Below are 13,727 nucleotides of genomic sequence, written 5' to 3' on the forward strand. Positions count from 1 at the left end.
GGAGGCCCCTGACCAGGCCCGACAGGCCCCAGCGGGCCCCAGCGGGCTCCGACGGGCGTGGGCGACGGCATGATCGAGATGAGCCGCTCGCCGGGGCGTGCCACGATCGAGCCAGCGCCTGCCGCACTCCCCTCGGCCTCCTGTGCGCGTCATCCAAACTCGTTCCGAACCACTGCGAAGCCTCCGGAGGACGCGATGGTGGACGTAGCCCGTACGCGAAGTGCCGCGGATCCGGAAGTGCGGGTCGTGGCGCTGGAGGTCAACGGACGTACGCGCAAGGTGGCGCTCGACCCGCGGGTCACCCTGGTGGACGCCTTGCGTGACCACCTCGGGCTCGTGGGTACCAAGAAGGGCTGTGACCAGGGCGCCTGTGGTGCCTGCACGGTGCTCGTGGACGGCAAGCGCGTGCTGTCCTGTCTCACCCTGGCCGCTCAGTGCGACGGCCGCGCGATCACCACCATCGAGGGACTCGCGGGACCCGACGGTCTCCACCCGGTCCAGGCCGCGTTCCTCGAACACGACGGGTTTCAGTGCGGCTTCTGCACCCCCGGTCAGATCATGTCCGCCGTGGCCCTGCTCGACGAAGGGCGGGCCGGCTCCGACGAGGAGATCCGCGAGTACATGAGCGGGAACCTGTGCCGCTGCGGTGCCTATCCCCACATGGTCGCGGCGATCCGTGAGGTGGCGGCGGCGAGGGGTCGCGATGCGGGCGCTTGAGTACATCCGCTCCACCGACGCCGCTCAAGCCGTCGAGCTGGTGTCGGGAGATCCGACGGCGGCGTTCCTCGCGGGCGGCACGACGCAGCTCGATCTGATGAAGGACGGCGTGCTCGATCCCGCGCGACTGGTGGACATCACCCGCCTGCCGCTGCACGCGGTGGAGAGCCACGGCGAGGTCCTGCGGGTCGGTGCGCTGGTCACCATGGAGGAACTGGCCGCGCATCCCACGGTCGCCGAGCGGATTCCCTTCGTCAGGGAAGCCCTGCTGTCCGGCGCCTCCACTCAGCTGCGGAACATGGCGACGATCGGCGGAAACCTGCTGCAACGCACCCGCTGCCGGTACTTCCGCGATCCCGACGTTCCCCAGTGCAACAAGCGGGCGCCCGGGTCGGGATGCGCGGCCGTGCACGGGGCCGCCCGGATGCACGCCGTGCTGGGGGCGAGTGAACGCTGCATCGCCGTCCATGCCTCCGATCTGGCGGTCGCCCTGGTGGCCCTCGACGCCGTCGTGCACATCCAGGGGGTGGCCGGGCCGCGGCAGGTGCCCCTGACGGACTTCTACCTGCCGGCATCCGACAGCCCGGAGGTCGAGAACGTCCTGCAGCACGGCGAGCTGATCACCTCGGTGTCCATCCCCCTCCTGCCCACCGGAGCCCGGTCGGGCTACCTCAAGGTGCGGGACCGCAGCTCCTACGAGTTCGCCCTGACCTCCGCCGCCGTGAGCCTGCTGATCTCCGACGACGCGATCAAGGATGCCCGGATCGGCTTGGGCGGGGTCGGATCCGTACCGTGGCGGGCCTGGGAGGCGGAGAGGGCACTGGCCGGCGCCTCCGCCACCGTCGAGAACTTCCAGTGGGCGGCCGCCGCGGCCGTCCAGGGCGCGTGGACCGTACCGGGTACGGCGTTCAAGGTCGAGCTCGCCCGGCGCACCCTCGTTCGCGAGCTGCAGACAGTGGCGGGAGCGACGGTATGAGCACCGTGCAGAGCAGGCCGATCATCGGCGCCGGCGTCAACCGCGTCGACGGCGCCTGCAAGGTCACCGGCGCCGCCCCCTACCCGATGGACTTCGACGCTCCCGGACAGGCGTACGCGGCGCTCGTCCAGAGCACGATCGCCGCCGGCCGCATCGTCCGCATCGACACCGATGCGGCCGAGGCATCACCCGGGGTGATCACCGTGCTCACCCACACCAATGCACCCAGACTGAGGCGGGCGCCGGTGAGCAAGCTCGGAGCCTCTCCTCCCCCGCCGCTCCAGGACGACCGCGTCCTGCACTACGGACAGCACATCGCGGTCGTCGTCGCCGAGACGCAGGAGCAGGCGACCGCGGCCGCGCGTCTCGTGTCGGCGGAGTACGAGCGCGCCGATCCCCTGCTGGACCTGATGGACCCGCGGGCGCCGCAGATCGACGATCCGTGGGGCATGGACCACAGCCGGGGCGAGGCCGCCGCTGCCCTGGCGACGGCCGACGTCACGGTGGAGGCCACCTACACGACCGCGGACAACACCAACAACCCACTCGGTCCGTTCGCGACCCTGGCCTCCTGGGACGGCGACCGGCTCACGGTCCACGACACCACCCAGTGGCCGTTCGTGGTGCGCAGCACCCTGGCCGCCGTCTTCAAGGTGCCCGAGAGCTCGGTGCGGGTGCTGGCGCCGTACGTGGGCGGAGGCTTCGGAGCCGGGTTGCGTGTGTGGCCGCACGTGGTCCTGACGGCCGCCGCCGCCCGCGTGCTGCAACGGCCGGTGAAGCTGGTCCTGACCCGGCCGCAGATGTTCACGTCCGTGGGGCATCGGCCCAAGAGCGTGCAGCGCATCACCGTCGGCGCCACACGCGCCGGTGATCTGGTGGGCATGGACCACCGCAGTGTCTCGCCGGTGGCGATGGAGGACGACGACTACGAGCCGGTCGCCTCCGGCACCGCTTTCGCCTACACGTGCCCCAACGTCTTCACCCAGGACCGGCAGGCCCGTCTGAACATCCCCAACCCCACCTCGATGCGTGCCCCGGCCGAGGCGCAGGGCAACTTCGCGCTGGAATCGGCCCTGGACGAACTGTCCTACAGGCTCGGGATGGATCCGCTGGACCTGCGCCTGCGCAACTACGCCGAGCTCCACCCGGTCCACGCACTGCCGTGGTCCAGCAACGCACTGCGCGAGTGCTACGAGGTCGGCGCGCAACGGTTCGGCTGGTCGCGTCGCAACCCCGCTCCCCGCTCGATGCGGGACGGGGACCGGCTGGTCGGCTACGGCATGGCGGGGGTGAGCTATCCCTGGTTCGCGATGGACTGCCACGCCGAGGCCACCCTGCACCGGGACGGAAGCGCTCTGGTACGCAGCGCCGCGACCGACATCGGCACGGGCACGTACACCGTGATGACCCAGCTCGCCGCGGAGTGCCTCGGACTGCGGCTGGGGCAGGTGCGCTTCGACCTCGGTGACTCGGACATGCCCGTCGCGCCCCAGGCCGGAGGGTCCGGGCTGACGGCGGCGCTCGGCAACGCGGTGTTCGACGCCTGTGCCCGGCTCGTGCGGCGGTTCGTGGAGCTGGCCGCCGGGGACAGGGGCTCCCCGCTCTACGGTGCCGCCCCCGAGTCCGTCGAGGTCACGCACGGCCGTATCCATCCGATCGGACAGCCCCACCTCGGCGAGGCGTACACCGACGTCCTCGGCCGCCACGAACTGGTGGAGCTGACGGCGAACGGCTACAGCAGACCCCGGTCCCGGGACGAGCTGGGCATGGCCCTGTCGGGCGCCTTCGCCGCCAAGTTCGTCGAAGTCCATGTCGACGCGGATCTGGGACTCGTACGCATCGCGCGCATCGTGTCCGTGATCGACGGCGGTCGCATCCTCAACGAGAAGACCGCCCGGAGCCAGATCGTCGGCGGGACCGTCGGCGGTATCGGGATGGCGCTCTTCGAGGACACCGTCACCGATGTCCCCAGCGGGCGGATCGCCAATGGCACCCTCAGCGACTACCTCGTCCCCGTCAACGCGGATGTGCCCGACATGGATGTGGTGTTCGTGGGCGATCCCGACCGGGCCAGCCCCATCGGCACCAAGGGGATCGGCGAGGTGGGCCTCGTCGGTGTCGCCGCCGCCGTGGCGAACGCCGTCCACCACGCGACCGGGAAGCGCATCCGGTCACTGCCCATCACGCTCGACGCACTGTTGTGAGTGCTGCCGGGGTGAGTGCTGCTGGGGTGAGTGCTGTTGAGTGAATGCCGCTGAGGTGAATGCTGCGGGGGTGATGGGTGCCGGCCGGGTCGTCGGGGACGGGACCACTACGGAACGCGGGCGGTCCATTCCTGGGAAGCGAACTTCGTGGCGGCCAGTTCCTCGGCGCGTGCGAGCTCCTGCCCGGTGATACGGCCGACGGTGAGGCCGTAGCGCGCGCGGAACGAGCCGATCATGCGGTCGATGACGGCCTCGCGGGAGAGGCCGGTCTGCCGCCTCAGCGGGTCGACGCGCTTCCTGGCGCTGCGGATGCCCTTGTCGGACAGCTTCTCCCGGCCGATGCGGAGCACCTCCAGCATCTTGTCGGCGTCGATGTCGTAGGACATGGTCACGTGGTGCAGGACCGCTCCCGGACCACCCTGGGGGCCGACGACGCGCTTCTGCGCGGCTCCTGCGATCTTGCCGGCGTCGGTGGCGATGTCGTTGAGGGGCTGGTACCAGGCCTTGACGCCCATGTCGTCGAGAGCGCCCAGCACCCAGTCGTCGAGGTAGGCGTAGGAGTCGGCGAACGACAGCCCGGACACGAGCGAGGCGGGGACGGAGAGCGAGTACGTGATGGTGTCACCGGGTTCGACGAACATGGCCCCGCCGCCCGAGATGCGCCGTACGACGGTCATCCCGTGGTGCCGGGCGGCCTCCGCGTCGACCTCGTTGCTCAGGGACTGGAAGCTGCCGATGACGACGGCGGGTCCGCCCCACTCCCAGACCCGGAGGGTCGGGGGTCGGCGCCCCGCGGCGACCTCCCCGGTGAGGACCTCGTCGAGCGCCATGTGAAGGGCGGGGTGCTGCGGTTGCTCGTGGATCAGCTGCCAGTCGTAGTCGGTCCAGTCCGTCGCCTGGGCGAGGGCGCGGCGGACGGCGACGGCGACACCTTCCGGAGTGAGGCCGTACATGACGGTGCCCTCGGGAAGGCCCGCTTCGATGCGTTCGGCGAGCTCGGCGGCTTCCGCGGTGACCGGAGCTCCTTCGAGAGCCCGGTCGATGGCGGGGAGCGCCTCATCGGGTTCGAGGAAGAAGTCACCCGCCACGCGGACGTCGCGCAGTACGCCGTCGTGATCGTCGAGGTCGACCACGACCAGCTTGCCCCCGGGAACCTTGTACTCGCCGTGCATGCCCGTCCGCCTTGATCGTTCCGGTAACGCCGCCACGGTAACGCCGCCGGGGTGTCTCCTGTTCCGTGCAGGGCGGGCCGATCGGGACGGTCGCGCCGGATCGAATCCGACGCAACCACGCGGTGCGATCCGCTGTGATCCGGCAACCCGGCAACCCCGACGAATCCGGCCGAGTCCGCTGGAGATACGCGACAGCCCCGGCCGGTGCTGGGCCGGCCGGGGCCGATCGGCGTTTCGTCGTCGTGCCGGGCGGAAGCCCGTCAGCCGTGGCGCGCCTTGAAGCGAGGGTTCTTCTTGTTGACGACGAAGGTCACGCCCCGGCGGCGTACGACCTGGGCCCCGGGCTTCGACTTCAGTGAGCGCAGGGACTTGCGCACCTTCATGACTGTCTCCTCACTCTTGCTGGGGCGGCGGAGCCGGGTCAGCGGCGGGCCGATGCCGCGCGGCCGTAGCGCCGCTCGAAGCGCTCCACCCGGCCCGCGGTGTCCACGACGCGCGAGGTGCCCGTGTAGAACGGGTGGCTGGCCGACGAGATCTCGACGTCGATCAGCGGGTAGGTGTTCCCGTCCTCCCACTCGATCGTGCGCGTCGAGTGAGCGGTCGAACGGGTCAGGAACGCGGCGTCCGCGGCACGGTCGCGGAAGACGACCAACCGGGTTTCGGGGTGAATGGCAGGCCTCATCGGGCTTCCCTCCTCATGGCCGTCCGCCAGGGGCGGCGGCTTCGTTCAGCGTTCCTCACGGAAGAGGACGTGTCTGCCGACCACGGCGTCGTACTTGCGCAGTACGAGCCGGTCGGGATCGTTGGTGCGGTTCTTGCGCGTCACATAGGTGACACCGGTCCCGGCCGTCGACTTCAGCCTGACGACGGGGCGCGCGTTGTTGCGTGTCATGAGGTTCTCCCTTCACCCACAGGCCCGGTTCACCCACGGCCCGTTCTTGACCAGAGCATGCCAGCCACGATTCTCAACACCGAGACCTGCCACGGCATTCCCGGCAGGATCGTCCTCAGGGGATGAACACGACCGTTCTCAGGGGAAGAAAGTGAGGCCCGGGGACACGGTCCCGCTCACCACCACGCGCCCCCTCACCACCACGCGCCGTACAACCGGTCGGGCCCCGTGGACATTCCCGCTGCCCCGGGTCGTCAGGGCGGCGGAGGCAGGTAGAGGTGGCGCAGGTCGTCGGGTACGGGGCTCCCGGGCCGGAACAGCGGTGCCGCTTCGCCGTCCGCGGCCGTCGCGGGCGCGTCCGTGAGCCGCATACGCTCCCGCAGCCGGCCGTAGAAGTTGGCGGGGGTGAGCCTGACGAGACGCAGCGGCCGCGGCGCCGCGAACGCCCCGATCCAGTCGCCGGGCTCCAGGACGCCGCGAGGCTGCCCGTCGACGCTGACCGCGGCGCGCCCGGAGTGGGGCTGCACGCGAAGGGCGATCGGCTCGTCCGCGTTCGCGATCACCGTGCGGTTGAACGCCATGTGCGGGGCCACGGGGGTGAAGACCACCGCCCGCATCCGGGGCGAGAGCACCGGTCCCCCGGCGGCGAAGCTGTAGGCGGTGGAGCCCGTGGGGGTGGCGAGGATGACGCCGTCGGCAGAGTACGAGGCCAGGAGCCGGCCGGCGATGTAGACGCCCACGCTGACCTGGTGGTCCCGGGCGAGCTTCTCCACGACGATGTCGTTCAGCGCGGTGACGTCCAGCGCGATTCCCCAGGTGTCGTCCTCGGCGAGGTCCGTCTGCGGCTGCGGCGGCGGCAGCGCGGGCCCGCGCCCGTAGCACAGGATCTCCTCCACATCGGTGGGTACCTCGAGCGGCCTGGACGCCCGCATCGTGAGCATCATGCGTTCCTCGCACTCCGACCTTCCGGCATGCACGGCGTCCAGCGCCTGCTCCACGTCGGAGATCGGTATCTCGGTCAGGAAGCCGACCTTGCCCAGGTCGACGCCCAGCACCCGGACGTCGTTGCGAGCCGCGATCCGCGCACCGCGCAGGAACGTGCCGTCCCCGCCCAGCGTCACGATGAGGTCGGGGCTGCCCGCTGCCCGCGCTTCCTCGCGGGCGTGACGGCGGCTTCCCGGGCCCTGCCACACGTCGATGTCCACACAGCCGATGCCGTGCCGTGCGCACCACCGGCGTACGGTCCGCGCTCCGGACACAGCCTCCGGACGGCCTCCGTGCACGACGAGTCCCAACCGGCTGATCGGCATGTCACCTCCGGGCTGCCGTCCTGTCTGCGGGGCTGGAAGCCATCGTCACAGCTTCGGAGCGCACCTGCACCTGCCACGGGGGGGACGGCCCCTGTCGGCGGTGCGAGGTCGGCTGCGCCGTGCGGGGAGGGGCGGGAGGTGTGCGAGCCAGGCGCTGGCGGACGGGTGACGGCTCTACGGGTGAACTCTGCCGACAGGACAGCCCGCCACCGGGGCGCCGAGTACGGCGGAAGCCCCGTCCGGCGCGGGCCCGTCCGAGGAGCGGCATGGCCGTCGGCGTCTCTCAACACGGTCGGGCACGGGGCGACGACCATGACGGCCGGGGCGAACCGGCCGTGCTAAGGGAGAGTCATGAGACAGTCCCGAATCGCGGCAAGTGTGTCCTCACTCCTCCTCGCCGTCGCCTGCACCTTCACGGGCGCTGCGGCGGCGCAGGCGGCCCCGGAGACAGCGGCCTTGGGTTACGTGGCCCTCGGTGACTCCTACTCCGCCGGGGTCGGAGCCGGCAGCTACTTCGGCTCCGGCATCGCATGCATGCGCAGCAGCCGGTCGTATCCCGCCCTGTGGGCCGCGGCCCATTCCCCGTCGTCGTTCACCTTCACCGCGTGCAACGGTGCCCGTACCAGTGATGTCATGGCCGGCCAGCTCGGCCCGCTCAGCCGCCGTACCGGGTTGGTGAGCATCACCGCGGGCGGCAGCGACATCGGCTTCTCCAGCGTCATGACGACCTGTGTGCTGCGGGGCAACAGCAAATGCCTGTCCGCCGTCGCCGAGGCGCGCTCCTACACGGACAACTCGCTCCCCCGCGACCTGGACCGTCTCTACACGGCCATCAGGAGGAAGGCCCCGGCCGCCCACGTCGTCGTTCTCGGCTATCCGCGCTTCTACAAGATCAAGGGCAGCTGTGTGGCGGGCCTCCAGGACACCGCGCGGTCCGCCATCAACAACGCCGTGGACCATCTGAACACCGTGATCGCGAAGCGTGCCGCCGACCACGGGTACTCCTTCGCCGACGTCAGGACCGCCTTCTCCGGGCACGAGATCTGCTCCGGCAGCCCCTGGCTGCGCAGCGTCGACCTGCTGGCCCTCACCGAGTCGTACCACCCCACGGCAGTCGGGCAGTCCCGCGGCTACCTGCCCGTCTTCACCCACGCGTCCTGAACACCACCTCCGCCACCCCGAGTTGTCCACTACAACTGCGGAGGCTTTTGAGCGGTCGCACCCCGGCCGGTGCCATCCGGACGGGGTGGCCCGCGAAGCCCTACGACGCGATGACGCACGCCACGGGCCTGTGCCTCGGCCTCAGCGGAAGGCGATGCTCTTGTCCTGCCACCCGTCGTAGGTCCCGTCCGGCAGCAGCTGGTTGAAGACGATGCGGTCCTCGTCCACCCTCGCGAAGACGAACACCGTGCCGCCTCGGGAACCCACGCCGACGGCGGTGTCGGTCCTGACGTCCCCGGGCACCGGCTCCCAGCCGGCGAACGATCCGTCCTCGCCGACGCGGTTGGACACAACGCGGCCGTCGGCGTCCGTGACGAACACGAGTACCTCCCCTCCGCGGGCCACCGCCGCGGGCTGGGACGAGCTCACCATGTCACCGGGCACCTCTTCCCAGCCCTCGAACGCCCCGCCACGGCCGGTCCGGTTGTACTGGACGCGGCCCTCCGGGTCCCTGGCGAACACATAGAGGTCCTCCCCCCGGCTCGCCGCCGTCGGCGCGGCCTGGCTGCGCAGGGATGCGAAGGTCTCCGCCATCGAGACCGAGCGGACCGTGGTCGGCAGGGGCCGGATCTCCTGGATCTCCCAGCGGCCGAGGGTCAGCGCGGTGGTGGGGAAGACGACCTCGACCCCGTGTCCCTCGTCGGTCTCCTGGAGATCGGCCTTCCGGTGGGCGATGGCCTCCGCGATCTCCGTGGCGGCGTCGGTCATGAGGGGGCCCGCGATGGGGACGGTGACCGCGGCGGCCAGGACCATCCCGCGGGTGGCGGCGGCCGGGTCGGGGGCCTGGGTGATCTCCTCCACCTCCTCGTGCAGGAACTCGATGGCGATGCCGGGGTCCTCTGTCGCTCTGATCGCAGCCATGCAAAGCCTCACCCAAGGTAGAAGCCGGCCGGAGCCGCTCGGCAGTCGGGACTCCGGTCAATCGCTTCTTCCAGGATGGACACGCTCACGCCCCCGGCTCGCGCTGGATTCCGCCTTCCGGGTCTGCCGGTCCCCACCGGGTGGGGCCGGCGCCTGGGACCGCTGGGCCGGCGAGGGGACCATGCTCGGCATCGACGAGCCGGTCCCTGAGCACGCCGGGATGGAGCAAGACACTTCGCATCGTGCCTGCGAGGGATCTCTCTGCTCCCAGCCGGGAGGGCCGCCCCGGTCGTACGCCTATCAGCCGACCCGGTACGCCGCCCGACCCCGGCCGTCAGTCGGTAACCGTCCTCTTCGGACGGCCAACTCGCCTTCCGCTCGCGGGCCTTCATCTACGCTGAGTGCCACCGGGTCGGTGAGGGAGCCGACGGGGGCAGGGGGTGAGGGGTGGACCGGTTCGGGGAGATCCGCGCGGCCCGGCGCGAACTGGACGCCGTCGTCGCGGAGATCCGGCGGCTCAAGGGCCTCGAGGACTTCCTGTCCGAACCTTCGGAGCGGGACATCCACGATGCCGCGCAGGAGCGGCCTCTGGTGTACCTCTCGGCGGCGGAGCACGGTGGCGTGGCCCTGGTCGTGGACGACGAGGACGTCCGGTCGGTGGCGCTGCCCGACCTGTCCGCCGAGGTGGTGCGCGTCCACGCGCGTGCCCACGACGACGCCCACCGGGCGTACCGGGCGGACCCCGGCGGGCGGCTCGCCGACTGGGAGAAGTCCCTGGAGGGGACGACGAGATGGCTGTGGGACGCCCTCATGGGTCCGGTCCGCGCCGCGCTGCCGGGGCACGGCGAGGCCGTCCTGGTGGCGGGTGGACTGCTGGGTCTGCTGCCGCTGCACGCGGCCTGGACCGAGGACCCGAGCGCTCCCACCGGACGGCGGTACGCCCTCGACGACCTCGTCGTCAGTTACGTACCCAACGCGCGCTTCCTGACCTCGGCCCGTGCACTCGCCCGAGGGCCGGTGCAGCGGCTGACGGTCGTGGTGGATCCGCCCCGGGGCGACGGACGCGACCCGCTGCGCTCGGCGGAGAGCCAGGCGTGCGCCGCCGCCGCGGCGTTCCCGGGGCGATCGAACGTGCTGCGCGGGCCGGCGGCGAACGCGGACGCCGTGCGGAGAGCGCTGGCCGCCGCCGACGCCGCCCACTTCGCCTGCCACGGGGAGGCCGATCTGCTCACCCCGCTGGACAGCCGCCTGCTGCTGGCGGGGTCGGACGAACTACGGCTGCGGGACCTGCCGGTGTCCCGGCTGCGGCTCAGGCTGGCGGTCCTGTCCGCCTGCGAGTCCTTCCTGCCGCGCACCGACTTGCCGGACGAGGTGGTGTCCCTGCCCGGCGGGCTGCTGGGGGCGGGTGTGGCCGGGGTCGCCGCGGCCATGTGGTCGGTGCCCGACCTGCCCACCACACTGCTGATGATCGAGTTCTACCGGCGCTGGCGTACCGAGGGACGGCACCCGGCCACCGCGCTGCGCGACGCTCAGGTCTGGATGCGCGACGCGACGAACGGCGACCAGTCGGCGTTTCTTCAGCGGGCACTCGCCGAGGGCGAGTCCTGGCTCCCGGACGACGAGACGACGGAGGGCCTGTTGCTGGCGCTGGAGTACCAGGAGCGCGACGGCCGGTGTTTCGGCACCCTTCGCTCCTGGGCGGGCTTCGGCTACTTCGGGGCGTGAACCCGACGGCCGTTCCAGGCACACGGGGCGCCGCCCGCCGCAGGGGCCTGAGCCTCGTGCCTGGCCGACGCCGCTACCACTCCTCGCCGGGATGCGTGGTGCACCACCGCTGCCACTCATGGGAGTTGAGCCGGGCCGGGGCAATCCGCTCGGCGCGCAGGAAGTCGACGGCACCGTCCAGCATGTCGTCGTGGCGCGGGTGCTCGTACGAGGCCGTCAGCAGATCGCGTACGCAGTGCGAGCCGCCGTACACCGCCCAGCCGCCCACGGGCAGCACCGCGTCCGCCAGCGCCTCGACGAACGCGTCGGGCGACACCGAGGCGATCGGATACAGCGGGGTGTAGACCAGCGCCGGGATGTCCGCGTCGCTCGACGGCGGGTCGAACTCCCAGCGGCCGTAGATCTCCATGCGCCGGACGATGTCGGCGGGCAGCAGCGGCGGCGGGGTGCGGCGGCGGAACAGCATCAGACGCCCCCGATCCCGGCCATGGCGTCCCGGCGGGCACGCTCCTCCGCGGTGAGCCGCAGGACGCGGCCGGTGCGGCTTCCGGGCCGGGGACCCCAGGGCGAGCTCGGCCGTCCACGCAGCAGCCAGACGATCAGGGTCAGCTCCCAGCCCACGGCCTTGGCCACGGATGTCACGGTCCACTCGGGACTCATGGCCAGAACGGAAAGGGTGACTCCGCGCCAGAGGGAACCGCCGGCCCGGGCGTTGAACGTCCAGAGCGCGACGGCCACCCCCGCCAGATGACCCAGTCCCAGCAGGCTCTCCCACCCCATCCAGGGCCCCTCTCATCCGATGTGCGTCGTGTCGCCCTCCCTTGGTAGCCGGTCGGAGGACGCAGCGGCCGAGGCGTTGCAGGGGGCGCCGGGATGTGCAACGCGCGCACTATAGAGGAGGATGATCTGGTAAGCGCGGAAGATGCCGTATCTCCTGCTTGGGGGCCGCCCACGCTGCCATCCTGCCGTCGAGGCGGGGGAATCGAGGGGGCACGGCCATGGCGACGGCAACCGGTGGGCCACCGCGAGCGATCGGGGCGCGGCACAGGATCGCATGGCTGTTGCGCGTCAACCGCACGCTGGGACCGCATGCCGAGTACGCCTCCCTGCCGGCCTTCGCCCGAGCCTTTCGGGGCGGCTCCTACCCCCGTGACGTCAGCCCCAGCACCGTCTCACGCTGGGAGACCGCCCAGGCGCCGGTGCCCCGCGCGGCCGTACGCCGCTATGAGGAACTGCTGGCCCTCCCCCCGGATCTGCTGGTGGCCACCGTCGAGACGACGGCCCGCTATCTCGCGCCCTCCGCCCTGGAGCGGCCCCCGCTGCCGGGCGGGCCGCAGGAGACCCGGGCGACGGAGGACCTGCTCGACCACGCGCTGTCCGACGACGTCATGAGCGGGGCGGAGTGGGGACGGCTCACCGACGGGCTCTGTGCGTCCGGTGCTGTCACGCTGATGCCGTCCGGTGTCTGGTCCCTGCTCACCCGGCGCCTCGTCGAGGAAATGGTGATCGCGGACGGGATCCCGTGGATGCTGCGCTTCGAGGCGCTCAACCGCCTCCTCAACCATCCGCGGGGAAGCCGTCATGCGATCGCGGTCTGCGCCGCGCTGGCCGCCGACCCGGCCAACCACGCGGCCACCGAGGTGATCTGCGCGCTCGACAACACCGCCCATCCGGACGCGGCGGCCCGTGTGCTGGCCGCGCTGCGCCGCCCCGCGGGACCTCGTTCCCAGCAGGGCGCGCACATGGCCTGCCTCCGCAAGATCCGCTACCGCCACTTCTCCCCGGGCCAACTGCACGTCCTCGCCCGGGAACTGACGCACCTCCCGGACGACGGAGACGCCATCGGTCAAGTCGCTCCGCTCGCCGGCGGCCTCCTCGCCCTGCACCCGCAGTTCGAGCCCACGCTCGGCGCCCTGCGGGTCCCGCCGGAGCACGACGGCGACCGGCGTATCGGCGTATCGGCACGGCGCGTGGCCGCGTCCGCCGAGGCCGCCGCCGTGCGTGAGCCCCTCGACGGGGCCGCCCTCACCGCCCTGGTCACCGAGATGCTTCAGCACCCGGAGTTCGACGCGCGGCTCTACACGGCGCTCCTGCTGGCGGCCACACCGTACCGTGCCGGATTGGCGGACGCACTCGTCAGCGAACTCGCCAGACCCGTCACCGTCCGGGACACCGGCCTGGCGGTGCCGCTCCTGGGCGCGCTGCGCGTGCTGGGCGGCGCACCCCGCCGGGGTCCGGTCGAGCGTCTGGCCCTTGCGGGCCAGGCCCCATGGGCCGCGGTCGCGGCGGCCGTGCACGGCCTGGGGCACATCGCCGCCGCGCAGGCCGACGTCGGGTTCTGGGTGCGGGCGCTACGCCATCACGCCGCCCGGCGGCAGACGGAGGGGGACGCCGCAGCGGAGGCCGGCCTGCGGGGCCTGGTGTACGCGATGGGCATGGCGGACCGCTACGACCTGCTGGCCGCACTCGGTGCCCGCCCGGGCACCCCGTACTCCGTGCGCTCTGCCGCAGCCTGGTGGCTCGACATCTCGCCGCACGTCCGGCTCAGCGCCCGACGGTGACCAGCGGAACCTTCGCAGCCCTCAGGCCGTCGTGGGCAGATCCGCGCCGTTGCTCCCTTCGAGTGGTGCAACGCCTGACACGGTCGTA

Annotated in this window: 14 protein-coding genes; 6 read left to right on the forward strand and 8 right to left on the reverse strand. The window is 71.7% G+C overall.

The features are described from left to right. The first annotated feature begins 195 nt into the window (after positions 1–195). Genes ASC56_RS09685 through ASC56_RS09695 form a run of 3 tightly spaced genes read left to right on the forward strand, consistent with a single transcriptional unit; the run spans position 196 to position 3,897 of the window. Positions 196–717 (forward strand): (2Fe-2S)-binding protein, encoded by a 522-nt coding sequence (locus ASC56_RS09685; RefSeq protein ID WP_055490845.1) that lies wholly within the window; start codon positions 196–198, stop codon positions 715–717. Then, complete coding sequence (locus ASC56_RS09690) at positions 704–1,693, forward strand: xanthine dehydrogenase family protein subunit M (RefSeq protein ID WP_055490846.1); 990 nt, start codon at positions 704–706, stop codon at positions 1,691–1,693. The genes ASC56_RS09685 and ASC56_RS09690 overlap by 14 nt, the downstream gene beginning before the upstream one ends. Beyond that, a complete protein-coding gene (locus ASC56_RS09695; protein WP_055490847.1) occupies positions 1,690–3,897 on the forward strand; it encodes a xanthine dehydrogenase family protein molybdopterin-binding subunit in 2,208 nt (735 codons plus the stop codon). Before ASC56_RS09690 ends, ASC56_RS09695 begins: the two co-directional genes overlap by 4 nt. A 107-nt stretch (positions 3,898–4,004) precedes the next feature. On the opposite strand, the gene ASC56_RS09700 is transcribed toward ASC56_RS09695, so the two are convergent. The 5 genes from ASC56_RS09700 to ASC56_RS09720 form a co-directional block, all read right to left on the reverse strand. After that, the gene (locus ASC56_RS09700; protein ID WP_055490848.1) at positions 4,005–5,069 is read right to left on the reverse strand and encodes a biotin/lipoate A/B protein ligase family protein; all 1,065 of its coding nucleotides are present in this window, start codon (positions 5,067–5,069) and stop codon (positions 4,005–4,007) included. 260 nt (positions 5,070–5,329) lie between these two features. After that, entirely contained in the window at positions 5,330–5,452 is a 123-nt protein-coding gene (locus tag ASC56_RS09705; protein ID WP_055490849.1) for a ribosomal protein bL36, read from the reverse strand. A 38-nt stretch (positions 5,453–5,490) separates the two neighbouring features. After that, the gene (locus ASC56_RS09710) at positions 5,491–5,751 is read right to left on the reverse strand and encodes a type B 50S ribosomal protein L31 (RefSeq protein ID WP_055490850.1); all 261 of its coding nucleotides are present in this window, start codon (positions 5,749–5,751) and stop codon (positions 5,491–5,493) included. Positions 5,752–5,796: 45 nt separating this feature from the next. Continuing rightward, the gene (gene rpmG / locus ASC56_RS09715; protein ID WP_055490851.1) at positions 5,797–5,961 is read right to left on the reverse strand and encodes a 50S ribosomal protein L33; all 165 of its coding nucleotides are present in this window, start codon (positions 5,959–5,961) and stop codon (positions 5,797–5,799) included. Positions 5,962–6,215: 254 nt separating this feature from the next. Next, positions 6,216–7,271 (reverse strand): NAD(+)/NADH kinase, encoded by a 1,056-nt coding sequence (locus ASC56_RS09720; RefSeq protein WP_055490852.1) that lies wholly within the window; start codon positions 7,269–7,271, stop codon positions 6,216–6,218. Positions 7,272–7,622: 351 nt separating this feature from the next. Between ASC56_RS09720 and ASC56_RS09725 the strand changes: the two genes are divergently transcribed. After that, entirely contained in the window at positions 7,623–8,432 is an 810-nt protein-coding gene (locus tag ASC56_RS09725; protein ID WP_079102397.1) for an SGNH/GDSL hydrolase family protein, read from the forward strand. A 141-nt stretch (positions 8,433–8,573) separates the two neighbouring features. On the opposite strand, the gene ASC56_RS09730 is transcribed toward ASC56_RS09725, so the two are convergent. Beyond that, on the reverse strand, positions 8,574–9,353 hold the full coding sequence (locus ASC56_RS09730; protein ID WP_055490854.1) for a hypothetical protein: 780 nt from the start codon (positions 9,351–9,353) through the stop codon (positions 8,574–8,576). A 447-nt stretch (positions 9,354–9,800) separates the two neighbouring features. On the opposite strand from ASC56_RS09730, the gene ASC56_RS09735 reads away from it, so the two are divergent. Then, positions 9,801–11,078 (forward strand): CHAT domain-containing protein, encoded by a 1,278-nt coding sequence (locus ASC56_RS09735; RefSeq protein WP_055490855.1) that lies wholly within the window; start codon positions 9,801–9,803, stop codon positions 11,076–11,078. A 73-nt stretch (positions 11,079–11,151) separates the two neighbouring features. Here the strand turns inward: ASC56_RS09735 and ASC56_RS09740 are convergent, their stop codons facing one another. Beyond that, a complete protein-coding gene (locus ASC56_RS09740; RefSeq protein ID WP_055490856.1) occupies positions 11,152–11,544 on the reverse strand; it encodes a hypothetical protein in 393 nt (130 codons plus the stop codon). Continuing rightward, positions 11,544–11,858, reverse strand: coding sequence for a hypothetical protein (locus ASC56_RS09745; RefSeq protein WP_055490857.1), 315 nt, complete (start codon positions 11,856–11,858; stop codon positions 11,544–11,546). The genes ASC56_RS09740 and ASC56_RS09745 overlap by 1 nt, the downstream gene beginning before the upstream one ends. Positions 11,859–12,076: 218 nt before the next feature. On the opposite strand from ASC56_RS09745, the gene ASC56_RS09750 reads away from it, so the two are divergent. After that, positions 12,077–13,639: a hypothetical protein gene (locus ASC56_RS09750; RefSeq protein ID WP_055490858.1), complete on the forward strand. Its 1,563-nt coding sequence runs from the start codon at positions 12,077–12,079 to the stop codon at positions 13,637–13,639. Positions 13,640–13,727: the final 88 nt, after the last annotated feature.

This window comes from Streptomyces sp. TP-A0356, from assembly GCF_001417775.1.
GTDB lineage: Bacteria > Actinomycetota > Actinomycetes > Streptomycetales > Streptomycetaceae > Streptomyces.

Bases quoted from the DNA above. Each gene is read 5' to 3' on its own strand.
- ASC56_RS09710 (WP_055490850.1), bottom strand. From the start codon at position 5,751: ATGAGGCCTGCCATTCACCCCGAAACCCGGTTGGTCGTCTTCCGCGAC.
- ASC56_RS09695 (WP_055490847.1), top strand. From the start codon at position 1,690: ATGAGCACCGTGCAGAGCAGGCCGATCATCGGCGCCGGCGTCAACCGC.
- rpmG (WP_055490851.1), bottom strand. From the start codon at position 5,961: ATGACACGCAACAACGCGCGCCCCGTCGTCAGGCTGAAGTCGACGGCC.
- ASC56_RS09720 (WP_055490852.1), bottom strand. From the start codon at position 7,271: ATGCCGATCAGCCGGTTGGGACTCGTCGTGCACGGAGGCCGTCCGGAG.
- ASC56_RS09725 (WP_079102397.1), top strand. From the start codon at position 7,623: ATGAGACAGTCCCGAATCGCGGCAAGTGTGTCCTCACTCCTCCTCGCC.
- ASC56_RS09690 (WP_055490846.1), top strand. From the start codon at position 704: ATGCGGGCGCTTGAGTACATCCGCTCCACCGACGCCGCTCAAGCCGTC.
- ASC56_RS09685 (WP_055490845.1), top strand. From the start codon at position 196: ATGGTGGACGTAGCCCGTACGCGAAGTGCCGCGGATCCGGAAGTGCGG.
- ASC56_RS09730 (WP_055490854.1), bottom strand. From the start codon at position 9,353: ATGGCTGCGATCAGAGCGACAGAGGACCCCGGCATCGCCATCGAGTTC.
- ASC56_RS09745 (WP_055490857.1), bottom strand. From the start codon at position 11,858: ATGGGGTGGGAGAGCCTGCTGGGACTGGGTCATCTGGCGGGGGTGGCC.
- ASC56_RS09700 (WP_055490848.1), bottom strand. From the start codon at position 5,069: ATGCACGGCGAGTACAAGGTTCCCGGGGGCAAGCTGGTCGTGGTCGAC.
- ASC56_RS09750 (WP_055490858.1), top strand. From the start codon at position 12,077: ATGGCGACGGCAACCGGTGGGCCACCGCGAGCGATCGGGGCGCGGCAC.
- ASC56_RS09740 (WP_055490856.1), bottom strand. From the start codon at position 11,544: ATGCTGTTCCGCCGCCGCACCCCGCCGCCGCTGCTGCCCGCCGACATC.
- ASC56_RS09705 (WP_055490849.1), bottom strand. From the start codon at position 5,452: ATGAAGGTGCGCAAGTCCCTGCGCTCACTGAAGTCGAAGCCCGGGGCC.